Annotated in this window: 18 protein-coding genes and 2 tRNA genes; 17 read left to right on the top strand and 3 right to left on the bottom strand. The window is 66.6% G+C overall.

Annotated features, from left to right (window positions below; translation table 11 throughout):
* Position 1: 1 nt before the first annotated feature.
* The 16 genes from ilvN to ACFRAH_RS05130 all read left to right on the top strand — a co-directional run bounded on the left by ilvN (position 2) and on the right by ACFRAH_RS05130 (position 19,052).
* Entirely contained in the window at positions 2-514 is a 513-nt protein-coding gene (ilvN, locus tag ACFRAH_RS05205) for an acetolactate synthase small subunit (protein ID WP_003801493.1), read from the top strand.
* Between the two features lie 69 nt (positions 515-583).
* Positions 584-1,609, top strand: coding sequence for a ketol-acid reductoisomerase (gene ilvC, locus ACFRAH_RS05200; protein ID WP_377989852.1), 1,026 nt, complete (start codon positions 584-586; stop codon positions 1,607-1,609).
* A 116-nt stretch (positions 1,610-1,725) separates the two neighbouring features.
* Positions 1,726-3,315 (top strand): phosphoglycerate dehydrogenase, encoded by a 1,590-nt coding sequence (gene serA / locus ACFRAH_RS05195; protein ID WP_377989851.1) that lies wholly within the window; start codon positions 1,726-1,728, stop codon positions 3,313-3,315.
* Positions 3,316-3,561: 246 nt separating this feature from the next.
* Complete coding sequence (locus ACFRAH_RS05190; protein WP_377989850.1) at positions 3,562-6,357, top strand: ABC transporter permease; 2,796 nt, start codon at positions 3,562-3,564, stop codon at positions 6,355-6,357.
* Positions 6,354-7,109 carry an ABC transporter ATP-binding protein gene (locus ACFRAH_RS05185; RefSeq protein ID WP_377989849.1) on the top strand — a complete coding sequence of 252 codons (756 nt, stop codon included), beginning with the start codon at positions 6,354-6,356 and terminating at the stop codon, positions 7,107-7,109. Before ACFRAH_RS05190 ends, ACFRAH_RS05185 begins: the two co-directional genes overlap by 4 nt.
* A 35-nt stretch (positions 7,110-7,144) precedes the next feature.
* A complete protein-coding gene (gene metG, locus ACFRAH_RS05180) occupies positions 7,145-8,704 on the top strand; it encodes a methionine--tRNA ligase (RefSeq protein WP_377989848.1) in 1,560 nt (519 codons plus the stop codon).
* Between the two features lie 63 nt (positions 8,705-8,767).
* The gene (locus tag ACFRAH_RS05175; protein ID WP_377989847.1) at positions 8,768-9,820 is read left to right on the top strand and encodes a 3-isopropylmalate dehydrogenase; all 1,053 of its coding nucleotides are present in this window, start codon (positions 8,768-8,770) and stop codon (positions 9,818-9,820) included.
* Between the two features lie 100 nt (positions 9,821-9,920).
* Positions 9,921-11,033: a branched-chain amino acid aminotransferase gene (locus tag ACFRAH_RS05170; protein ID WP_377989846.1), complete on the top strand. Its 1,113-nt coding sequence runs from the start codon at positions 9,921-9,923 to the stop codon at positions 11,031-11,033.
* Between the two features lie 127 nt (positions 11,034-11,160).
* On the top strand, positions 11,161-11,967 hold the full coding sequence (locus ACFRAH_RS05165; protein WP_377989845.1) for an MBL fold metallo-hydrolase: 807 nt from the start codon (positions 11,161-11,163) through the stop codon (positions 11,965-11,967).
* An 18-nt stretch (positions 11,968-11,985) separates the two neighbouring features.
* The gene (locus tag ACFRAH_RS05160; RefSeq protein WP_377989844.1) at positions 11,986-12,762 is read left to right on the top strand and encodes a fumarylacetoacetate hydrolase family protein; all 777 of its coding nucleotides are present in this window, start codon (positions 11,986-11,988) and stop codon (positions 12,760-12,762) included.
* Between the two features lie 66 nt (positions 12,763-12,828).
* Positions 12,829-14,340 (top strand): glutamate--tRNA ligase, encoded by a 1,512-nt coding sequence (gene gltX / locus ACFRAH_RS05155; protein WP_377989843.1) that lies wholly within the window; start codon positions 12,829-12,831, stop codon positions 14,338-14,340.
* Positions 14,340-15,092 carry an HAD family hydrolase gene (locus ACFRAH_RS05150; protein ID WP_377989842.1) on the top strand — a complete coding sequence of 251 codons (753 nt, stop codon included), beginning with the start codon at positions 14,340-14,342 and terminating at the stop codon, positions 15,090-15,092. Before gltX ends, ACFRAH_RS05150 begins: the two co-directional genes overlap by 1 nt.
* 163 nt (positions 15,093-15,255) lie before the next feature.
* A tRNA-Gln gene (locus tag ACFRAH_RS05145) sits at positions 15,256-15,327 on the top strand.
* Between the two features lie 131 nt (positions 15,328-15,458).
* A tRNA-Glu gene (locus ACFRAH_RS05140) sits at positions 15,459-15,531 on the top strand.
* 153 nt (positions 15,532-15,684) lie between these two features.
* Positions 15,685-17,442: a dynamin family protein gene (locus ACFRAH_RS05135; RefSeq protein WP_377990044.1), complete on the top strand. Its 1,758-nt coding sequence runs from the start codon at positions 15,685-15,687 to the stop codon at positions 17,440-17,442.
* On the top strand, positions 17,439-19,052 hold the full coding sequence (locus tag ACFRAH_RS05130) for a GTPase (RefSeq protein ID WP_377989841.1): 1,614 nt from the start codon (positions 17,439-17,441) through the stop codon (positions 19,050-19,052). Before ACFRAH_RS05135 ends, ACFRAH_RS05130 begins: the two co-directional genes overlap by 4 nt.
* A gap of 12 nt (positions 19,053-19,064) precedes the next feature.
* On the opposite strand, the gene ACFRAH_RS05125 is transcribed toward ACFRAH_RS05130, so the two are convergent.
* From ACFRAH_RS05125 to ACFRAH_RS05115, 3 genes are all read right to left on the bottom strand, one after another.
* Positions 19,065-19,616 (bottom strand): DUF1697 domain-containing protein, encoded by a 552-nt coding sequence (locus ACFRAH_RS05125; RefSeq protein WP_377989840.1) that lies wholly within the window; start codon positions 19,614-19,616, stop codon positions 19,065-19,067.
* Positions 19,617-19,670: 54 nt separating this feature from the next.
* Complete coding sequence (locus ACFRAH_RS05120; protein WP_377989839.1) at positions 19,671-21,389, bottom strand: HNH endonuclease; 1,719 nt, start codon at positions 21,387-21,389, stop codon at positions 19,671-19,673.
* Between the two features lie 172 nt (positions 21,390-21,561).
* Positions 21,562-22,281, bottom strand: a complete 720-nt coding sequence (locus ACFRAH_RS05115) for an IclR family transcriptional regulator (RefSeq protein ID WP_043420062.1) — start codon at positions 22,279-22,281, stop codon at positions 21,562-21,564.
* A 111-nt stretch (positions 22,282-22,392) separates the two neighbouring features.
* On the opposite strand from ACFRAH_RS05115, the gene leuC reads away from it, so the two are divergent.
* Positions 22,393-23,847, top strand: a complete 1,455-nt coding sequence (gene leuC / locus ACFRAH_RS05110) for a 3-isopropylmalate dehydratase large subunit (protein ID WP_377989838.1) — start codon at positions 22,393-22,395, stop codon at positions 23,845-23,847.
* Positions 23,848-23,853: the final 6 nt, after the last annotated feature.

Below are 23,853 nucleotides of genomic sequence, written 5' to 3'. Positions count from 1 at the left end.
CATGAGCCGCCACACACTGTCCGTTCTGGTCGAAGACAAGCCCGGTGTGCTGACCCGCGTGGCCAGCCTTTTCGCCCGCCGCGCCTTCAACATCAATTCCCTGGCCGTCGGCCCGACGGAAGTTCCGGGCATCTCCCGGATGACCGTCGTCGTCGACGCCGACGGTGACCTGATCGAACAGGTCACCAAGCAGTTGAACAAGCTGGTCAACGTGATCAAGATTGTTGAACTGACTTCCGAATCTTCCGTACAGCGCGACCACATCCTGGTCAAGGTACGTGCGGATGCCGCAACTCGTCTGCAGGTGACCCAGGCTGCAGACCTGTTCCGTGCTTCAGTGGTCGACGTCTCCACAGACTCGGTGGTCATTGAAGCAACCGGCCATCCCGAAAAGCTCACGGCACTGCTTTCAGTGCTCGAGCCGTTCGGTATCCGCGAAATTGTGCAGTCCGGCACCTTGGCCGTTGGACGGGGATCCCGCTCCATGAGTGATCGGGCGCTCCGCTCCGCCTAGCCGGAGCGCAGCGCCTGCAAACGCAGCACCATCTATCTACAAAAAATCCACTCAAGAGGAGTTACGCAAGTGACTGAAATGTTTTACGACGACGACGCAGACCTGTCGATCATCCAGGGCCGCAAGGTAGCCATTGTCGGCTATGGCTCCCAGGGCCACGCCCACGCGCAGAACCTGCGCGATTCCGGCGTCGAGGTTGTCATCGCGCTCAAGGAAGGCTCGAAGTCGATCGCCAAGGCCGAGGACGCAGGCTTCCAGGTCAAGAACGTTGCCGACGCCGCCGAATGGGCCGACGTCATCATGATCCTGGCACCGGACCAGCACCAGCGCTCGATCTTCAACGACTCCATCAAGGACAAGCTGACCCCGGGCAAGGCCCTCGCCTTCGCGCACGGCTTCAACATCCGCTTCGGCTACATCGAGGCCCCGGAGGGCGTTGACGTCATCCTGATCGCCCCGAAGGCTCCGGGCCACACGGTCCGCCGCGAGTTCGAAGCCGGCCGCGGCATCCCGGACATCATCGCCGTGGAGCAGGACGCCTCCGGTTCCGCCTGGGACCTGGCCAAGTCCTACGCCAAGGCCATCGGCGGCACCCGCGCCGGCGTCATCAAGACCACCTTCACCGAAGAGACCGAAACCGACCTCTTCGGCGAGCAGGCTGTCCTGTGCGGCGGCGTGTCCCAGCTGGTCCAGTACGGCTTCGAGACCCTGACCGAAGCCGGCTACCAGCCGCAGATCGCCTACTTCGAGGTGCTGCACGAGCTCAAGCTCATCGTTGACCTCATGTGGGAAGGCGGCATCGCCAAGCAGCGCTGGAGCGTCTCCGACACCGCAGAGTACGGCGACTACGTCTCCGGCCCGCGCGTCATCACCCCCGAGGTGAAGGAAAACATGAAGGCCGTCCTCGCGGACGTCCAGTCCGGTGCCTTCGCCAAGCGCTTCATCGAAGACCAGGACAACGGCGCCGTCGAGTTCAAGGAACTGCGCGCCAAGGCTGAGTCCCACCCGATCGAGGGCGTTGGCCGCGAACTGCGCTCCCTGTTCTCCTGGCAGCAGCAGGACCAGGACTACGTCGAAGGCTCCGCAGCCCGCTAAGGCTGCACCCTTTCAGTGCGACAGTGAGGCCGGGTTCACACTTAACAATGTGAGCCCGGCCTTTCCGTACGCCTAGACTTTATTTACCCCCAGGACTTCAACGCAGAGGATCAGCTGTGTCAAAACCCGTAGTATTGCTCGCCGAAGAACTTTCGCCCGCCACCATCGAGGCCCTTGGCCCGGACTTTGAAATCCGCCAGACCGACGGCGCCGATCGTTCCCAGCTGCTCTCTGCCATTGAGGACGTTGACGCCATCCTGGTCCGCTCCGCCACCAAGGTGGACGCAGAGGCCATCGCCGCCGCGAAGAACCTGAAGGTCATCGCCCGTGCCGGCGTCGGCCTGGACAATGTTGACATCAAGGCCGCCACCCAGGCCGGCGTCATGGTGGTCAACGCCCCGACGTCGAACATCGTGTCCGCCGCAGAGCTGACCGTCGGCCACATCCTGAGCCTGGCCCGTCACATCCCGCAGGCCAGTGCCGCCCTGAAGGACGGCGAATGGAAGCGTTCGAAGTACACCGGCATCGAACTGTTCGAGAAGAAGATCGGCATCATCGGCCTGGGCCGCATCGGTGCCCTGGTCGCCGCCCGCCTGCAGGGCTTTGACACCGAGATCCTCGCGTTCGACCCCTACATCACCTCCGCCCGCGCCGCGCAGCTCGGCGTGAAGCTCGTCACCCTCGACGAGCTGCTGGCGCAGTCCGACTTCATCACCATCCACATGCCCAAGACGCCGGAAACGGTCGGCATGCTCGGTGCCGACGCCTTCAAGAAGATGAAGGAGACGGCCTACGTCATCAACGTGGCCCGCGGCGGCCTCGTGGACGAGGAAGCCCTGTACACCGCCCTGCAGGACCGCCAGATCGCCGGCGCCGCGGTGGACGTCTTCGTCCAGGAGCCCAGCACCGACCTGCCGTTCTTCAAGCTGGACAACGTGGTGGTCACCCCGCACCTGGGCGCGTCCACCGACGAGGCACAGGAAAAGGCCGGCGTCTCCGTCGCGAAGTCCGTCCGCCTTGCCCTTGCCGGGGAACTGGTTCCGGACGCCGTGAACGTCGCCGGCGGCGTGATCGCCCCCGATGTCCGCCCGGGCATCCCGCTGATCGAGAAGCTGGGCCGCATCTTCACAGCACTGACCCATGCCTCCGTGACCCAGATCGACGTCGAGGTCGCCGGCGAGATCGCCGCGCTTGATGTCAAGGTCCTGGAGCTGGCCGCGCTCAAGGGGATCTTCGCCGATGTCGTCACCGAGCAGGTGTCCTACGTCAACGCCCCGGTGATCGCCGAGCAGCGCGGCATCAACGTCCGCCTCATCACCACCCCTGAGGCCGAGGACTACCGCAACGTCCTGACCCTGCGCGGCGCCCTGAGCGACGGTGCGCAGATCTCGGTGGCCGGCACCCTGACCGGTCCCAAGCAGGTCCAGAAGCTCGTCGGCGTGAACGGCTATGACGTCGAGATCCCCATCAGCGAGCACCTCGTGGTGGTTTCCTACGCCGACCGTCCCGGCGTCATCGGCACCATCGGGCACATCCTGGGCATGAACAACATCAACATCGGCGGCATGCAGGTGGCACGGAACGCGGAGGGCGGCCAGGTCCTGGCGCTGCTCACCATCGACAGCTCCGTCCCGCAGCAGGTCCTGGACGCCATCAAGGCCGGCATCGGTGCCGAGATGGTGCGCGAAGTGGACCTCGAGGACTAGTCCCCGAAGAACTGGTCCCTCCGGACCAGGGTCCTAAACGCGGGGTGAACTCCACGTCCCCTGGAATTCACCCCGGCCAAGTATGATTGGCCGGTCTGCGTACAATGGCTAGGTTCGAATTTAAGGATCCAGCCGGCAGGCCGGCCAATACTTTTTGCACGCCCGCAAGGGACACCTCCACTTTCTGCGGTCATCTATCTGCGGTCACCGTGGCGTGCGCACGCAATCCAGGTTTCAGGGAGCCCAATGAACGCCGTCCAGAGGTTCATCAGAAGCAAAGTGCTGCTGCTGACCGCTGCCATACTCATCTTCGCCATGTGCCTGTCCGTCCTCGTCCAGACCCAGTCGCAGGCAGCGCTGAACAGGACCGTGGACCAGAACTCGCGCGGGCTCTACGACATACTGGTCCAGGCCAAGGCCGGCTCGGACGGAACGCTCATGCAGCCCGAGATCGCCACGGGCCAGGGCGGCATCAGCTTCGACCAGCTGCAGAAGATCCGGGACCTCTCCGGCACTTCTGTTGCCGCCCCCATCAGCCTGGTCTCGCGCGTGACGCAGAACCTCGAGACCCCGCGGCTGGAGGCCATGGACTACCTGGGCTTCAACGCGGGCCTGGTCGGCACGGCAACCGCCGGCCAGCCCGGCGGCACCGACCCCAGCAAATGGCCGGCAGCCCAGTCCGTGCTCAGCGACGCCCCCAAGAAGTACCGCCTGACGGCCAGTGCCACGAGCTCCGACGGATCGTCCGAACACACCCTGTTCAAGTCCACCGCCGAGGGCACGCTCGGCAAGGGCAAGCTCGTGGAGCAGCAGGTGGAGGGCGGCAGCAGCATCCAGATCGCCGGACCCGAGGGCGAGACCGGGATCAAGTTCCCGGCCCCGGCCGGCGGATCGGAGCACAACCTCTTCAACCTCTCTGTTGCCCTGCCCATGGCTCCGGAAGTCACCGAGTCCGTGGTCGCCGTCGACCCCGTTTCCGAGCGCGCCCTGCTGGGCAGCGCCGGTGACTTCCTGGCGCCGCTGGAAAAGGCACCGCCGGCCGACGCCCGCAGTGCCGAGGCAGTGGGCCAGCACCTGGAGAGCCTCTTCACCACCGGCATCGGCATGAAGGAACTCGAGGAGGGACCTGACTTCCTCGGTGTGAAGCTCAAGTACTGGGCTCCCATCATGACGCAGTACCAGCAGGCCAAGCGCAACGGCCAGCTCACCGAGGATTCCCAGGCGATCCCGCTGATCGTCCGCTCCGGCACCTCGGTTGACCTGAAGTACTCCGTCAAGATCGAAGAGATCGACGACTCCGGAAACGTGGTCAAGGAAGTCGGCACGGCGGAGCGCTCCCTGGACAAGGACTACCTGCCCTTCGTCTCCAAGTCGCCGTTCGCGCTGTCCTGGCCCGGGTCCACGGACTACTCCAAGCTGCTCGGCAACTCGGCGAACTTCAGCCGCGGCCTCTACAGCCCCGCCACCTGGAGCACCAACTTCGCCGCCGCCCCCAAGTACCAGGACGGCTCCACCGCGGGCAATGGTGCGCAGGACAAGACCGCCACCCCGGGTGAGTGGGTCACCGTGAACCGGCTGCCTGAGAAGAGCGCCACCGGCGAGGCCGTGGACCAGACCCAGCGCAACCCCGTGGACGAGCGCTCCTACCGGGAGAACCTCGAAACGGGCAAGAAGCTGGCCACCCCGCTCGCCATGGTTTACGGCACCTTCGATCCCTCCGCAGTCCAGTCAGCGGCCGGCGACGTCAACCGCCTCCCGCTCGGCGGGTACGACCCCACGCCCATGACGCTGACCAAAGACGCGCAGGGCAAGGACGTTGCAGAGTCCGCGCTCAAGCCTTCCCTGAGCGCCACCGGTCTCGTCAGCCAGTCCGCCGGCGCGATCACCGACTACTACGGCCTGGCAGCGGCCCGCGGCTACGAGAAGAACGCCTCCGTCATCGACGCCGTGCGCGTCCGCGCCAGCGCCGCCGGCAGCTGGAAGCAGGTCCAGCCTGAGGTGGACAAGCTCGCCGCGGAGATCCGGGACATGGGACTGGAAGCCACCGTCGTGGCCGGTTCTGCCCGGGAGGACGCCAACATCTTCGTTCCCGGCTACTCCAAGGACGACGCCGGCAAGGAGTCCGCGCTCGGAACGGTGCAGCAGTCGTGGGTGAGGCAGGACGCGGCTGACGCCGTGGCCGGCTCGCTGACGGCGACCAACCTGACGCTGCTGTTCCTTACGCTGTGCGGTGCCGCGCTGCTGACCGGCGCCTCGACTGTCAGCTACGTGCGGCTGCGCCGCAGCGAGGCCGGCACTCTGCGGGCCATGGGCTGGACCCAGCGCCGGATCCGGTCCTGGGTGCTGGAGGAGTTCGCGGTCGGTGCCGGGCTGCTGGCCGTGGCCGGCGTCGTGCTCAGCCTCCTGAGCTGGAACATCGCCACCGCCATCGTCTCGGCATCCGTGCTGGCGCTGTACCTGGGCGCGGCCTTCTTCGCCGCCCAGCAGCTGCGCCACCGCGAGGTGGTCGACCAGGAGCCGCAGCACGACGAAAAGCTCATCGCCGTCGACTCGCCGCTGACTTTCGCGAACCGGCAGCTGAGCACGCACCGCTTCAACGCCATTTCGCTGGCCGTTGCCGTAGGCGTGTTCGCCTCGGCCGTCGGCGGCCTGATCGCCCTGCTGATCGACATTCCGCGTGCCGCCGGCGCCAGCGCCCTCAGCGGCCTGGCTGCCGCCAGCGTTGCCCTGCCGAGCATCGTCCTTGGCTTGTCCGGGGTGGCAGTGGGGCTCCTGCTGACCCTGGTGACCGGGCGCTTCGAGCTGAAGGCCAAGCGGCGGTACCTCGGCACGCTGCAGGCGATGGGCTGGAACCCCGACATGCTGGGCCAGGTCCGGTTCTTTGAAAACGCCCTGGTGGGTGCGGTTGCCGTGCCGCTGGGCATTCTCGGCGCCCTGGGCATCGGCCTTGTACTTGCCCCCTACGCCGCGCTGTGGGCCGCTGTGGCCGGACTCGTGGCTGTTCTCTGCTGGATTCCGATTGCAACGAAAGTGGTCAAATGAGTAACGACCTGAACCTTCGCCGCGTGCGCGGGAACAAAGAGGCTGAAACCCCGGTCCAGACCCGGGCCAACACCATCGTCAAGGAAGCCGACCACGCCACTCCGCTGGAGCTGAGCAACATCACCATCCGCTACGGCGGGGGCAAGAACGGTTCCGAAGCCGTCAGCGTCGTGGAAGGCTTTGACCTCACCCTGAACGCGGGGGAGATGCACTGCGTGGCTGGCCGAAGCGGCTCGGGCAAGACCAGCATCCTGACCGTCGGAGCGGGCCTGACCCTGCCGACGTCGGGCCGGGTGCTGTGGGAGGGAGACTCCCTGGAAACCATGTCCGACGACGAGATCGCCGACCGCCGCCGGGCCCTGATCGGTTACGTCGACCAGGGCGGCGCCCTGATCGACGGCATGAGCGCGCTCGAAAACGTGCTCCTCCCGGCGGTTCCGGACGGCGAGGTGGAGCAGCGGCGCGAGATGGCCAAGGACCTGCTGGACCTCGTGGGCCTGGGACGGCGCATGCGGCACCGCCCCGAGCAGCTTTCCGGCGGTGAGCGCCAGCGCGTCGCCATCGCCCGAGCCCTGATCCTGGGGACCCGCGTCCTGGTGGTTGACGAGCCCACGGCAAGCCTGGACCGGGCCTCCGCCAACCGCATCATCAGCATCCTGAAGGACACGACGTCCGACGGGATTGCCGTCCTCGTGGCGTCACATGACCACGAACTGGTGCGGCTGAGCGATACGCTGACCGAACTGATCTAGATCCATTCCTCCGCAATAAAGGTAACGTTCTGCCCGTGACTTCCTCAGACAAGAGCCCGTTCTACATCACTACGGCCATCACCTACCCGAACGGCGTGCCGCACATCGGCCACGCCTACGAGTACATCGCCACGGATGCAATGGCCCGGTTCAAGCGGCTCGACGGCTACGACGTGAAGTTCCTGACCGGCACCGACGAGCACGGGCTCAAGATCGCGCAGACCGCCGAGAAGGAAGGCGTCACGCCCAAGGAACTGGTGGACCGGAACGCCGAAATCTACAAGGCCGCCCACGCGGCCCTCGGCATCAGCTACGACCGGTTCATCCGCACCACGGACGCTGACCACTACACCGCTTCGCAGGCCATCTGGAAGAAGATGGAAGCCAACGGGGACATCTACCTGTCCAAGTACGAGGGCTGGTACTCCGTGCGGGACGAGGCCTATTACGGTGAGGACGACACCGTGGTCAAGGAGGACGGCGCCCGGTACACCAAGGAGACCGACACCCCGGTGACCTGGACCGCCGAGGAAAGCTACTTCTTCCGCCTGTCCGCCTACCAGGACAAGCTGCTGGCCCTGTACGAGGCGCAGCCGGAGTTCGGCGCACCGCAGTCGCGGTTCAACGAGGTCATCAGCTTCGTTCGGCGCGGCCTCGAGGACCTGTCCATCAGCCGCACCACGTTCGACTGGGGCGTGCCCGTCCCCGGGGACGAAAAGCACGTCATGTACGTGTGGGTCGACGCACTGACCAACTACCTCACCGGCGCCGGTTACCCGGACGTCGAATCGGAGTCGTTCAAACGCTACTGGCCGGCGGACGTCCACGTCATCGGCAAGGACATTTCGCGCTTCCACGCCATCTACTGGCCCGCCTTCCTCATGAGTGCAGGCCTCGAATTGCCGAAGCGCATCATGATCCACGGCTTCCTGCACAACAACGGCGTCAAGATGTCCAAGTCCCTGGGCAACGTGGTCGCCCCGGAGGACTTCGTGGCGCAGTACGGACTGGACCAGGTCCGGTTCTTCTTCCTGCGCGAGGTTCCGTTCGGCGCCGACGGCAGCTACAACCACGAGGCCATCGTGGGCCGGATGAACTCCGACCTGGCGAACAACTTCGGAAACCTGGCGCAGCGCTCACTGTCCATGGTGGCCAAGAACTGCGAGGGCCGGGTCCCTGTGCCGGGCGCGTTCACCGATGCCGACACGGCAATCCTGGGCCAGGCCAACGCCCTCCTGGAGCAGGCACGCACGGCTTTCGAAAAGCAGGAGTTCAGCCGCGCCCTCGAGGCGATCTGGACGGTGCTGGGGGACACCAACGCATACTTCGCCGAGCAGGCACCGTGGGTGCTGCGGAAGACCGACGTCGAACGCATGCAGACGGTGCTGTACGTGACCCTCGAAGTGCTGCGCATCGTGTCGATCCTCGCCCAGCCGGTCATGCCCACGGCCGCCGCCGCACTGCTGGGGTACCTCGGCCAGCCGGAAGGCGAGGCCCGGGAGTTCCCCGCCATCGCAACGCCGATCGCCGCGGGCACCGATCTGCCCGCCCCCGCGCCGGTGTTCCCGAAGTACGAGGAGCCCGCGGACGCCTAGGTCCCATGACCGGATGCTGAGACGCTTTGACCAGAATGTGGATGGCTTGGCTACCCTGAAAACATGAGCGCATCTACCATCAATCTTGCTGTCATCCCGGGCGACGGCATTGGCCCGGAGGTCACCGCCGAAGCCCTGAAGGTTCTCGAAAAGGTCGTGGCCGCCGAGGGTGTCACCCTGGACCAGACCCACTACGAGCTCGGTGCCCGGCACTGGCTTGAGACCGGCGAAACGCTGCCCGACGCTGTCCTCGAGGACCTGAAGACGCGCGATGCCATCCTCTTCGGCGCCATTGGTGCGGCGCCCGGCGATACCCGCATCCCTTCCGGGCTCATCGAACGCGAGCTGCTCCTCAAGCTGCGCTTCAGCCTGGACCACTACGTCAACCTGCGCCCCTCCCGGCTATACGGCACGGTGGGCAGCCCGCTGGCCGAACCGGGCAACATCGATTTCATCGTGGTCCGGGAAGGCACCGAAGGTCCCTACGTGGGCAACGGCGGTACCCTGCGCGGCGGCACACCGCACGAGGTGGCCACCGAGGTTTCCCTGAACACGGCCCACGGCGTGGAGCGCGTTGTCCGGGATGCGTTCCGCCGGGCCAACGAGCGCCCCCGCAAGAAGCTGACCCTGGTCCACAAGCACAACGTGCTGGTCTTTGCCGGCCACCTGTGGAAGCGCACGGTCGAGGCCGTGGCCAAGGAATTCCCCGAGGTCACCCACGACTACCTGCACATCGATGCCGCCACCATCTTCATGGTCACCGACCCCGCCCGCTTCGACGTGATCGTCACCGACAACCTGTTTGGCGACATCATCACCGACCTCGCCGCCGCCGTCACCGGCGGTATCGGCCTGGCGGCCTCGGGCAACATCAACATGGACCGCACGGCCCCGTCCATGTTCGAACCCGTCCACGGTTCCGCGCCGGACATCGCCGGCCAGCAGAAGGCGGACCCCACCGCTGCAATCCTGTCCGCAGCCCTCCTGCTGGACCACCTGGGCTACTCCGATGCAGCCCGCCGGATCGAGTCCGCGGTAGTGGCCGACGTCGAAAGCCGCAACGGCGAAGTGCGCAGCACCAGCGCCATTGGCGACGCCATTGCGGCGGCCGTTTAGCCTCCGCCACCAGGCGTAAGCTTGACCTGAATTACCAATCGCTGCCGTGGTCCGACGCTGAACCACATTCAGACGCCAGGCAGCCGACCGTGGAGGAACCATGACTCAGACTGCCCATGGCGTCGAATTCACCCAGCAGCCTTCGGCCACCCCGAAGTCTGCTGAAGAGCGTGCAGCCATCCTGGCAAACCCAGGCTTTGGCGACCACTTCACCGACCACACTGCGATTGTTGACTACACGGTCGACGCCAGCGGCCAGGGCGGATGGCATGATGCGCGGATCGAGGCGTACGGGCCCATCATGCTGGACCCCTCCGCAGCGGTGCTGCATTACGGGCAGGAAATCTTCGAAGGACTGAAGGCCTACCGTCACGCTGACGGCTCCATCTGGAGCTTCCGGCCGGAGGCCAATGCCGCGCGGATGAACAAGTCCGCCCGCCGCCTGGCGCTTCCGGAGATCCCGGCTGAATACTTCCTCGGCGCCATCCGCGAACTCGTCGCGGCGGACAAGGAATGGGTCCCGTCCGGCGATGGCGAGGCCCTGTACCTGCGCCCGTTCATGATCGCCACCGAGGCCTTCCTTGGTGTGCGGGCAGCCCGTGAGGTGTCGTTCCGCGTCATCGCCTCGCCGGCCGGCAACTACTTCGGTGGCGAACTGAAGCCGATCTCCATCTGGATCTCCCGCGAATACGCCCGCGCAGGCCGCGGCGGCACGGGTGCTGCGAAGTGCGGCGGCAACTATGCCGCCTCGCTCATCGCGCAGCAGGAAGCCGAGGCCAACGGCTGCAAGCAGGTGCTGTTCCTGGACCACTTCAATGACGACGCCGTTGAGGAGCTGGGCGGCATGAACGTCTTCTTCGTTCTGAAGGACGGCTCGCTGGTGACGCCCGCGCTGAGCGGCACCATCCTCGAGGGCGTGACCCGCTCGTCCATCATCCAGGTTGCCAAGGACATGGGCCGTGAGGTCACCGAGCGGAAGATCACCCTGGATGAATGGCGTGACGGCGTGGCCTCCGGTGATATCGCCGAGGTGTTTGCTTGCGGGACCGCCGCGGTCATCACGCCCATCGGCGTCCTGAAGGATGCCACGGAATTCATCGGCTCGGAGAATGCCAAGGCCGGCGAGACCACCATGGCCATCCGCAAGCAGCTGCTCGGCATCCAGACCGGCGCGGTCGCGGACACCCACGGCTGGCTGACCCGGCTCGCCTGAGCCTTATAGATTTACTAAAGAGAACGACGGCGGGTGGCCCGCCGGGCTGTTTTGGCAGCCCGGCGGCCACCCGCTGTCGTTCTGCTTGCTGTTTGCCCGGCTGTATCCGGCGGTCCCGGATGACAGAATGAATCCTGTGAATCAGGACATCACCACTGCATTTACTGAAAGCAGCCGGCTGACGCGTTTCCGGCTCGCGCCCAATCCTGGCCCGATGAGCCTGGAGGGGACCAACTCCTACGTCGTCGCCGAACCCGGCCACGGGGCGGTGGTGGTGGTTGATCCGGGTCCGCTGGACGAGACGCACCTTCAGGCACTGGCCGGTGCGGGTCCGGTGGAACTCATCCTGGTCACGCACCGGCACGCCGACCACACGGCGGGCTCGGCCCGCCTGGCGGAGATCACCGGCGCGCCAGTCCGGGCAGCCGCCCGCGAGCACTGCCATGGGGGCAACCTGCTGCAGGCGGGCGAGACGATCGCCGCCGGCGGCACCGAGATCCGGGTGGTTTCCACGCCAGGGCACACCTCCGACTCCGTCTGCTTCCACCTGCCCCTCGACGGGCCCGCCGGATCCGTGCTGACCGGCGACACCATCCTGGGCCGGGGGACCACCGTGCTTGACCACCCGGACGGCACCCTGGCCGACTACCTCGCGTCACTCGACCGGCTGGAACGGCTGGGGCCGGCCACGGTGCTGCCCGCCCACGGACCGGTCCTGCCCGCCCTCGACGCTGTGGTCCGCGCCTACCGGGACCACCGCCTGGACCGCCTGGCCCAGATCCGCACCGCCCTCGCCGGCCTCGGCCCGGACGCCGCCGTAGGTGAGGTCACCGCCGTTGTCTATGCCGACGTCGACCCTTCCGTCCGGCGCGCCGCCGAGAATTCCGTCGCGGCTCAGCTGCATTACCTCCGCTACCTGGGTGAGAGGGGCTAAGACTGTAGGCTTGGAGCCATGCGTATTGCCCGGTTTGTAGTCGATTCTGATCCCCTTTACGGCGTTGTTGAAGGCCAGCCCGGCAGTGAGGAAATCACTGTCATCAACGGCGACCCGTTCTTCAACGGCGTGGAACGCACCTCCGTGCGGCACAAGCTGGAGGATGTCCGCCTGCTGGCGCCCATCATTCCCCGCAGCAAGGTGATCGGCGTGGGGCGGAACTTTGTGGAGCACGCCCACGAGCTCGGCAATGAGGTGCCGCAGCAGCCGCTGCTGTTCCTGAAGCCCAACACGTCCGTGGTTGGCCCGAATGATCCTGTTGTTCTCCCGGAGTTCTCGGAGGAGGTCTCCTTCGAGGCTGAGCTGTGTGTCGTCATCGGCCGCATCTGCAAGGACGTGCCGGAGGAACGTGCCGACGACGTCATCTTCGGGTACACCTGCGGCAACGACCTCACCGCCCGCGACGTCCAAAAGACAGACCTTCAGTGGGCCCGCGCCAAGGGCTTCGACACCTCCGCGCCCCTCGGACCGTGGATCGAAACCGAACTCGATCCGGAGGACCTGTCCATCAAGGGCCGGCTCAACGGTGAGCTTCGCCAGGACGGCAGCACCGCCCAGATGATCCGCGGCGTCCGCGAACTGGTCTCCATCGTCTCCAGCGCGTTCACCCTGCTGCCCGGCGACGTCATCATGACCGGTACGCCGGCAGGCGTCGGGCTTGTCCAGGCCGGCGACCGGTACGAAGTGGAGATCGAGGGCATCGGCCGCTTGTCGAACCCCGTCGTCCGCCGGTAGGCGTACTTAGGCGTACCTAGGCAGGGACGGCGCAGGGGGTGCCTGGTTGGTAAAGTTGGTACCACTATGACTACCCCCTCCGCCGCTCCTGCTGCCATTCCTGCCGTCACCGCCGAAACGCCCGTCCGAGTCCGCTTCTGCCCGTCACCCACGGGTACCCCGCACGTCGGGCTGATCCGCACGGCGCTGTTCAACTGGGCCTACGCCCGCCACACCGGCGGCAAGATGATCTTCCGCATCGAGGACACCGACTCGGCACGTGACAGCGAGGAAAGCTACCACCAGCTGCTGGATGCCCTGAAGTGGCTCGGCATTGACTGGGACGAGGGCGTCGAGGTGGGCGGCCCGCACGAGCCCTACCGCCAGTCACAGCGCAGCGACCTGTACCAGGACGTCATCGCCAAGCTCCGGGCAGGCGGCCACATCTATGAGTCCTACTCGACGCCGGACGAAATCGAAGCACGCCACCGGGCCGCCGGACGCGACCCGAAGCTGGGCTACGACGGTTTTGACCGCGACCTCAGCGACGACCAGATTGCCGCGTTCAAGGCCGAGGGCCGCGAAGCGGTGCTGCGGCTGCGGATGCCGGACGAGGACATCACGTTCACGGACCTGGTCCGCGGCGAGATCACCTTCAAGGCCGGCTCCGTCCCGGACTTCGCAGTGGTGCGTGCCAACGGCGCCCCGCTGTACACCCTGGTCAACCCGGTGGACGACGCCCTCATGGGGATCACCCACGTTCTCCGCGGCGAAGACCTGCTCAGCTCCACGCCGCGGCAGATCGCCCTCTACCGAGCACTGTATGCGGTGGGCGTCGCCGAATACATGCCGGAGTTCGGCCACCTGCCGTACGTCATGGGCCAGGGCAACAAGAAGCTCTCCAAGCGCGATCCGGAATCGAGCCTGTTCCTGCACCGGGAACGCGGCTTCATCCCCGAGGGCCTGCTGAACTACCTGTCCCTGCTCGGCTGGTCCCTGAGCGCGGACGAGGACATCTTCACGGTGGACCAGCTGGTCAAGAACTTCGACATTCACGACGTCCTGGCCAACCCGGCCCGTTTCGACCTCAAGAAGGCCGAAGCAATCAACGGAACCCATGTCCGGCTCCTGGACCCTGCGGTCTTCCGCGAAAGGCTGGTCCCGTACCTGCGCCACGAGGGCCTGGTGGGCGAGATCCTTACCGACCGCCAGGAGGAGATCCTGACGGAAGCGGCACCGCTCGTCCAGGAACGGATCACCCTGCTCGGCGAGGCGCCGGAGATGCTGGCGTTCCTGTTCAAGTCCGACGACCAGATCGACATCGCCGCCGACGCCCGCAAGGGCCTGCCGGAGAACGTCACCGAGGTCCTTGATGCGGCGCTGGCAGCCCTCGAACCCATCGGTGACTGGAACGCAGAGAACATCCAGTCCGCGCTGAAGCAGGCTCTGGTGGAGGATCTGGGGATCAAGCCCCGGCTCGCGTTCGGTCCCGTGCGCACCGCGATCTCCGGCCGCCGGGTCTCGCCGCCGCTCTTTGAGTCCATGGTCATCCTGGGCAAGGAATCGTCCCTGGCGCGCCTGCGCGCTTTCCGCGGCTGATGTCACACCCCGCAGTGGAAACCGCCGTCCTGTCCCGTGGCCTCGGGGCTGTCAGCGGTGTCCTGTTCGACATTGACGACACCCTGGTGGATCTTGCCTACGCCATGACCACGGCGCTGCGGGACGCCAGCGAACACCTCCTGCCCGGCCTGGACCAGGCCGGGTGGGACAGGGTGGGGCGGATCTTCACGCACGAGACGACCCACTACTATGACCGCTACCTCGCCGGCGAGCTGACCTTCAACGAGCAGCGGCTGCTCCGGGGCCGCGCGGCCCTGGGCCACTTCGGCGTCGAAATGGGCGAGGGGGAGGAAGCGCACAGCTGGCTCAGCACCTATGCGCGGCTGCAGCCCAGCTATGTGCGGGCCTTTGAGGACGTTCTGCCGCTTCTGGACGCCCTGGACCAGGCCGGCATTCCCTATGGTGCCGTGAGCAACAACGTGCACGACTACCAGCGGGTGAAGCTGGACAGCGCCGGCCTGGAACGGATCCGGTTCCTCGTGGGAACCGACACGGTGGGAGTCCCCAAGCCGGACCCCGCCATCTATCTTGAGGGAGTCCGGCTGATCGGCAGTACTCCTGCCACCACGCTGTACATCGGCGACAACCGGCTCCTGGACGCTGAGGGCTCCACGGCGGCCGGTCTGCTGGGCATCTGGCTGAACCGCGGCGGGGAGCAGGCTCCTGGTTTCCAGGGGCAGGAGGTCGCCTCCCTGCTGGAACTCCTGGCACTGCCGGCCGGCTCCAGCTAGTCGGCTGGGTCCGTTGCCTGCTCCCGCTTGGGGCGCTCTGAAAGTGTGGCGCAGGTAACGTCCCGCCGATTTGTGCGGCGCAAAAGTCTCGGGTAGAGTAATTACTCGTGCTGAGGGGCACGGAGCGAAAGATAAAGACTTTCGACCGGCCCGAAAGTGCCAATGGGATATGGTGTAATTGGCAACACTACGGTTTCTGGTACCGTCATTCTAGGTTCGAGTCCTGGTATCCCAGCTCTGGATTTCTCCGGATTTTCCGAAGAATTCCAGGTGTTGCAAATCGAAAATCATCGATTTGGAACAAAGCCAAATGTGTGAAACACTATCTTGGCTTGATCGGCGGAAACGCTGATCGGAAAAGTACGCGGCCCCATCGTATAGCGGCCTAGTACGCCGCCCTCTCACGGCGGTAACGCGGGTTCGAATCCCGCTGGGGTCACAAGTAACCGGCCCCGGGCAACAGCCCGGGGCCGGTTTTCTTTTGCCTGAATTTGTACAGGCCTGTTCTCGGGTGTTCGGTCCGAAAACACATCTGAACTGGCATGATGAGGCTGTGACCTCCCACCGGATCCCGCCAACCAGCGGCCAGGAAATGGAAACGCAGCCTGCCGGCGTGCACCTCCTGGAGGAAGTCCGCCGCGATCTGGCAGCCGTCTCGTTGCCGTTGGCGCTGCCGGCGGCCGACCAGGCCCGGCTGGAGATCCGAAATTCCGTGGCCCAGCTCGATGACTACATCCTGCCCCGCTACCGCAGCCTGGACGCTCCGCTGCTTGCCGTCGTCGGCGGCTCGACGGGCGCCGGCAAGTCGACTCTGGTGAACGCGCTCGTGGGGCATCCCGTAACACGCGCGGGTGCCATCCGGCCCACCACCCGCCAGCCCATCCTGCTGCACCATCCCGCGGAAGCTTCCTGGTTCGACGACCAGCGGGTACTGCCCGGCCTTAGCCGGATCCGCGGAACGGTCATTCGGGAGGCTGTCCCGGCCCCCGCCGCGCCTGAGCCTGGCGGCCGCGGGGGCGTGCCGTCGGACGCTGCTCCCGTGTCGTCATTGGTTCTCGCAGGCGACCCAGCGGTGCCCGAAGGAATTGCACTGCTTGATGCTCCGGACGTTGACTCCATCTCTGACGGGAACCGCAGGCTCGCCGGGCAGTTGCTGGCGGCCGCCGACCTCTGGATATTCGTGACCACCGCCAACCGGTACGCTGACGCCGTCCCGTGGAAGCTGCTGCTGAACGCGGCGTCGCGGGACATCATGGTGGCGGTCGTCCTGGACCGTGTGCCACCGGCTGCAGAAGCGGAAGTGAGCGAGGACCTGCGCAGCATGCTGGCACGGGAGGGCCTTGGCGCCGCCAGGCTCTTTGTTATCCCCGAAGTCCCGCTTGGCAGCGACGGCATGCTTCCGGCGGACACCGTGCAGCCTCTGAAGGCCTGGCTGCGCGCCCTTGCCAAGGATGCGGCAGCCCGCGCTGACATTGCGCGGCGGACGCTGCATGGCGCGGTGCGGGAGCTGGGCCAGCGCGTGGGGCGCATCGCCGACGCCGCCACGGAGCAGGGCCGTGCGGCCACGGTGCTGGGTGACCACGTGCGGGCCGCCTACCAGGACGCCGGCACCCGGATCATTGACGCCACCAAGGACGGTGCCCTGCTGCGTGGCGAGGTCCTGGCCCGCTGGCAGGACTTCGTGGGAACGGGCGAGTTCTTCCGCAGCCTGGAGCAGAACGTCGGGAGGTTCCGCGACCGGTTGGGCGCATTCTTCCGGGGCGAGCCGGCACCGGCAGTGAAAGTGGAAACCGCAATTGAAACAGGCCTCCAAGCCGTCATCCTGGATGAGGCTGCCAAGGCGGCGGAGGACGCAGACCAGCGCTGGCGCTCGGATCCGGCGGGCCGGCAGCTTCTGGGCACGGACGACCTCTCGGGAACAAGTTCCGGCTTTGGGGAACTGGCGGCGGCGGAAATACGCGACTGGCAGGCCGGCCTCATGGAACTGATCAGGACCGAAGGGCAGGACAAGAGGACCCAGGCGCGGTGGCTGTCCTTCGGCATCAACGGCCTGGGCGCCGCCCTGATGATCGTGGTTTTCTCCATGACCGCCGGGCTGACAGGCCTGGAGATCGGCGTCGCAGGAGGCACCGCCGTCGTGGGGCAGAAACTGCTGGAGGCCGTCTTCGGCGAAGACGCCGTGCGCCGGCTCGCACGCACCGCCCGCGACGACCTGAGCCGGAGGTGCCGTAACCTGCTGGCGGCGGAGCAGGAACGCTTTTTGGGGCGGCTGGACGCGGACGCCGGGAACACCGCCGTCGAACTCGCCGAACATGCACGGGCGCTGACGCGGTTGGCTGACGCCACGTGAACCGCCGGGGGAGGGCGAAGGAAGAGACACGGCTCCAAGGCCGTCTCGAAGCTTTGGGCGAGGCCCGTGAGCTGGCCCTGGGCGTGCTGCCCGACGCCGCGCTCGAGGACGTTCTCCGGGTGCTGGAACGTGCCCGGTCGCGGCGGGCGCTCTCAGCCGACCACACGGTGGTGGGCTTTTTCGGGGCGACCGGAAGCGGCAAATCCACCCTGTTCAACGCCGTGAACGGCGCTGAGATCGCGACGGCGGCGGCGCGCCGGCCCACCACATCCGAACCTTTGGCGAGTGTCTGGGGTGCCGAGGGCAGCGAGCCGCTGCTCGACTGGCTGGACGTGCATGCCCGCCACCACGCAGATGCGGTGGACGGGTTCGCCGACCAGGATACCGGGCTGATTCTGCTGGACATGCCGGACTTCGATTCCACCCGCACCGCGAACCGCGAGATCGTGCAGCGGCTGGTGGGGATGGTGGACGTCCTGGTCTGGGTCCTGGATCCGCAAAAGTATGCCGATGCCGCCGTTCACAACGGCTTCCTGGCTCCGCTGGCATCACACGGTGCCGTCACGCTGGTGGTGCTAAACCAGGTTGACAGGCTGCCGGCGGCCGACGTTGTGCCAGTGCTGGATTCGCTTAAGGGGATCCTGGCCCGCGACGGGCTGGGCAAGGTGCAGGTCCTGGCTGCCTCTGCCTTGACCGGAGCAGGCGTTGACGCTGTCCGGGCGGCCATCCGCCGCGTGGTGTCGCAGCGGGAGGCACTGTCCCTCCGGTTGTCCGCGGACGTGACCAAGGCTGCGGCCCAGCTGCAGGAAGCCTCCGGCCGCGGGGAGGCTGCGGGAGTGAAGGGCGGAACCGCAGCGCGGCTCGCTGCTGAACTGGCAGACGCGGCCAACGTGCCGCTGGTGGCCGATGCGGTGTCCTCGTCCTATCGGATAGAGTCCACCCGGCGCACGGGCTGGCCGGTGACGCGGTGGCTTGTCCGCTTCAGGCCCGATCCGCTCCGCCGGCTCAACCTGCGCCGCAACGCCAGTGCCGAGGTGAACAGGACATCACTGCCGCCCGCGGGCGCTCCGGAGCGCGCGCGGAGCGATGCTGCCGTCCGCATGTTTGCCGACGCCGCCAGTGACGGTGCCCCCGGCCCTTGGCGCGCCTCTATCCGCGCGGCGGCCCGGACGGGCAGGGACCGTCTGCCGGACGCTCTTGACCAGGCCATCGCCGGGGCGGACCTCGGGGCCAGCCGCAAGTCTTGGTGGTGGGGCGCCTTCAACGTCATCCAATGGCTGGCGCTGCTCGCAGCCGTGGCCGGCTTGGGCTGGCTGGGTGTGCTGGCAGGCCTCGGCTATCTGCAGCTGCCCGTCCCGCAGGTGCCGCGGGTGGAAGGCTGGCCGGTGCCCACCCTGATGATTGCAGGCGGAGCCGCGCTGGGGATCCTGCTTGCCGTGACGGCGAAATTCATTTCCGCCGGAGTGGCGAGGCGCCGGGGCGCCGGGGCCAGGAAGCGGCTCAACGCGGCCGTGGCAGAGGTTGCGGGACGGCTAGTGGTGGAACCCGTGGAGGCCGAGATCCGCCGGCTTGAGGCGTTTAATGCGGCGCTACGGGTTGCCGCCGGCTAGCTCGCCTTCGTGTCAGCTGGCTGCTTCCTCCAAGGCTGCAGCAGCGTCCCGCACCTTGATCATGGTGCGGAGGTTTCGGGTGGTGGTGGAAGCTTTGTACTTCGCCTTGGCAGTCAGCTTGCTGAACGGGCTCTCGAGGGTCCCGCCGGCGGGCGCAAGCCAGGCCAGGGCTTCAGGGCCAAGCCGCTCCTGCTCCACGCTGTCCAGGGCTTTCCCTGCAGCGAACAGCTCGTCCAATGCCGCCTTGTCGGAGGCCAGGGTGAGATAGGTGTGCGTGGTTTTGTCGTCGGCCGGGTAGCGGCACGCAGCAACGAGCTCTGCCACCCGTTCCAAGGTGAGCACCACCACCCAGGCGTCGTAGCCGAAGCTCTTCCGCAGCATTGTCTCGAACTCTTTCTTGACGGCGGCAGGACTCAGGTCGCTGGCCAGCACCACGTTGCCGCTGGCCAGCAGCGTCTTCACGCCGGTGAACGGTCCCGCCTTCAGGGCTTCCTTGAGGTCCGCCATCTTGATGGTGATGCCGCCCACGTTGATGCCGCGGAGGAACACTGCGTAGCTGGTCATGCGCCCACACTACTGCCCGATAGCGCCTTGCCGTCTGATTGCCCGGGACTGCCTTTACGGCGCTGGGCCAGGCTGTTGGGACTGCTGAGTGCCCCTATCGCCGGTTCCCGAGGGGCTGGTTTCACCCAGCCCAGATTCACCCAGCCTGGTCCCGGGTAGTGGTGGTGCGGTTGAGCGGTAGGTGTGGCCGGTGGGGGTGGTGATTTCGATGGTGTGTCTTGGTCCTGGTCTGGGTTGTGTTTTCCAGCCGGGGAGTTCTTTGATGTGGTTGCAGGCTTCGCAGAGTCCGGCGCCGTTGGCGAGGGATGTTGGGCCGTTGTTGTGCCAGGGGATGATGTGGTCGTGGTGGCGGATGGGGGCGTCGCAGTACGGGGTCCGGCACGTGTCGTCCCTGACCTGGATGAAGCGGCGCAGTGGTGGCGGGAAGAGTCGGCGCCGGGAGTCCATGGCGACGAGGTCGCCGGTGTCCGGGGCGGTGTAGAGCCGCCGGAGCCAGATTTTCAGGTCCTTGACCGCGTCTTTTGCGGCGGCTTCCTGGTGCGCGGTTTCCTGTGCCTGTTCGGGGTTGAGGAGGTTCCGTGCCCATCCTGCGGGGACGATGCCGTAGCCGGTGAGGCGTGCGGGTTCGCTGTCGCCTTGGAGGAGGGTGCGGTCGGTCATGACGAGGTTGACCTCGATGTCGGTGATGCCGCCGGGGGTGCCGGTGGTCCTTTCGACGAGGGTGTCGGCCATGGCCTGGTTCCGGGACCGCGGATCGCCGGCGGAGCGGAGGGCGTCGGCCTGCCGGGTGAGGGCCGTGTAGAGGGCGACGCCTTGGTGGGCGGGCAGCAGTGCTGTCAGGTAGGTCATGCAGTCGGGGGCCGGGCGCAGGCTCACGGACCGTTCGGAGGCGGCGTGGCTGGATCGTTGGGTGATGGAGCGCGGATCCCGTCGGGTGGCGGCGGCTTTGACGGCGGCGATGACCCCGCGGGTCCCGACCCCGTCGAAGGTCCCGGTGTCGGCGGCGAGTTCCTCGTCGACCGCGGCCCGGTCTTCGACGGTCAGGCAGGCCGTTTCCTTCACGACATACATGGCCTTTTCTTCATTGAGCTGGCCGGTATCCAGCGCACCGAGGGCGTGCGGCATCTCGGTGACCAGGGCTTTGGCCATGCCGAGCAGCCGGCCGCCGCGGTGCGGGGACTCGCCCCGGGCCAGGGCGATCTGTTCGGCCACGCCGGTCGTGTGTTCTTGGGGGCGTTTCCTGCCGAGGTCCTCGGCCGCCAGGGTGCTGCGGTGGGCCTGCCCTGGGCTGGTCCCGGCTTCGAGTTCGGCTTGTTCCCGCCGCTGTCTTGCTTCGAGCGCGACGGCTAGCCGGGCCTGTTGCCCGGCGATCATGGCCTTGATGTTCTCGCCCGCCCGGATCTGGTCGATCAGCCCGGGACCGTCGGCGGTGAGATCGGCCCGCACGAGGATTGTTGCCGGACCGCCCCTGTCAATGACACTCAGCCCAGGCGCGCCCGCACTTGCGGCAGCACCGTCGGCACTCGAGTCGGCCGCGAACAGCTCGTCCCTATAAAGGAGCTCGGGAAAAGGATCCTCCCGGAAATTGCCGTCGGGATACTCTCCACCGGGGAAAGGGTCCTCCGGATACATGGCGTCAGAATCATCGTCGAAGGGAACCCCGTCGCCGGGGAAAACTGCGTCCGGAACAAGGGCTTCGGGAACCGCGGCAGCACGCAGAAAGTCGCCTTGCGGCGCCTCCGCTGTCAGTGCTGAATCCCCGAGAACCTCCATGCACACAGTCTGCCAAGGGGGTACGACAATAAAGGGCCGCTCAGAGCCCAATAGGAGACGGATCTAAAAAACTTTTTTGGATCCGGCCCGGGACAAAACCTATGGCCCGGATCAGGGCGTTCCCAGCCTTGAGAACGCCCTAAGCTGCTACTGAGTTGAACGCGCCGGGACGCTAGTCGTTGTTCTTGCGGAGGGCTTCCGTCAGGACGCGGGCCGCATTGCACACGACTTCCGCGTGCAGCCGTCCGGGCTGTCGGGTGAGCCGTTCGATGGGGCCCGAGATGGAAACGGCGGCGATGACGCGGCCGGAGGGGCCGCGCACCGGTGCCGAGACGGAAGCGACGCCCGGCTCACGTTCGCCGAGGCTCTGGCCCCAGCCCCGCCGTCGTACTCCCGCCAAAACGGTGGGCGTGAAGCGCGCCGACTGCAGGCCTTCCAGCAGCCGGTCGTGGTCTTCCCAGGCGAGCAGCACCTGGGCGGCGGATCCGGCCTTCATGGACAGCTGGGTTCCCACCGGAATGGTGTCACGGAGGCCAATGGGCCGTTCGGCGGAGGCAACGCAGACGCGCCAGTCGCCCTGGCGGCGGAAGATCTGGGCACTTTCGCCGGTGGCGTCGCGAAGCTGCATAAGGACCGGTCCCGCTGACGCGATCAGCCTGTCCTCGCCGGCAGCGGAGGCAAGCTCAACGAGCCGGCTGCCGAGGACGAAGCGCCCTTGGATGTCGCGGCTCACCAGGCGGTGGTGGACCAGCGCCAGCGCAAGCCTGTGCACCGTGGGCCGCGCCAGTCCCGTGGCAGCGACGAGCTGCGCAAGAGTGGTGGGTCCGGCCTCCAGTGCGTCGAGCACCTGGGCTGCTTTATCAATGACACCGACTCCACTAGAATTGTCCATGTATTGATATTGCCGTCTCATTATCTGAGATGCAAATCATTGGACTGGCTTATTACACGGCTCTGCTGTTTCAGTGGATCCAACAGCAAACAGCATCGAAGGGAGATGGCCATGGCCAAAACATTGGCCGAGAAAGTCTGGGACGCGCACGTGGTGCGCAAAGGCGACGGCGAAGGCGCCAACGCCCAGCCGGACCTTCTGTACATCGACCTGCACCTCGTCCATGAGGTGACTTCCCCGCAGGCATTCGAAGGTCTCCGACTGGCCGGCCGCAAGCTGCGCCGCCCGGACCTCACCATCGCCACCGAGGACCACAACACCCCGACGCTGGACATCGACAAGCCGATTGCCGACCTGACCAGCCGGACCCAGATCCAGACCCTGCGCAACAACTGCGGGGAGTTCGGCGTCCGCCTGCACTCCCTCGGTGACGCCGAGCAGGGCATCGTGCATGTCGTGGGCCCGCAGCTGGGGCTCACCCAGCCCGGCATGACCGTGGTGTGCGGCGACTCGCACACCTCCACCCACGGCGCATTCGGCGCGCTGGCCATGGGCATCGGCACCTCCGAGGTGGAGCACGTCATGGCCACCCAGACACTGTCCCTCAAGCCGTTCAAGACCATGGCCATCAACGTCGAGGGCACGCTGCGCCCCGGTGTGACCGCCAAGGACATTATCCTCGCTGTCATCGCCAAGATTGGCACCGGCGGCGGACAGGGCTACGTCCTGGAATACCGTGGCTCGGCCATCCGCGCCCTGTCCATGGACGCCCGGATGACCATCTGCAACATGTCCATCGAAGCAGGCGCCCGCGCCGGCATGGTGGCTCCTGACGAGACCACCTACGCCTACATGAACGGTCGGCCGCACGCACCGGCGGGCGCCGACTGGGACGCCGCCGTCGAGTACTGGAACACCCTGCGCACCGACGACGACGCCGTCTTCGACGTCCAGGTGGACCTGGATGCCAACACGCTCGAGCCGTTCGTCACCTGGGGCACCAACCCGGGCCAGGGCGTCTCGCTCTCGGCCAATGTGCCGTCCCCGGAGGACTTCGGCGACGAGAACGCCAAGGCCGCCGCGGAACGCGCCCTGCAGTACATGGGCCTGGAAGCCGGAACGCCCATGAAGGACATCCGCGTGGACACCGTCTTCCTGGGATCCTGCACCAACTCCCGCATCGAGGACCTGCGGGCCGCAGCGGACATCATCCGCGGCCGCGAGAAGGACCCGAAGGTCCGGATGCTGGTGGTTCCGGGTTCGGCACGGGTACGCCTGGAGGCTGAGGCCGAGGGCCTGGACAAGGTCTTCAAGGACTTCGGTGCCGAATGGCGCTTCGCCGGCTGCTCCATGTGCCTGGGCATGAACCCGGACCAGCTGGAGCCGGGGGAGCGGTGTGCTTCCACCTCCAACCGGAACTTCGAAGGCCGGCAGGGCAAGGGCGGACGCACGCACCTCGTTTCTCCGGTCGTCGCAGCCGCCACGGCCGTCCGCGGAACGCTGAGCTCGCCGTCGGACCTCGACCCGGCACCGGAATCCGCAGCCCTCACCACCGACGCCGCCTAGGAAGAC

Source organism: Arthrobacter sp. NPDC056727 (genome assembly GCF_042790555.1).
Classification (GTDB): Bacteria; Actinomycetota; Actinomycetes; order Actinomycetales; family Micrococcaceae; genus Arthrobacter.
Note: the sequence above shows the minus strand (reverse complement) of the source record. Positions and strands in the feature narration are given on the sequence as shown.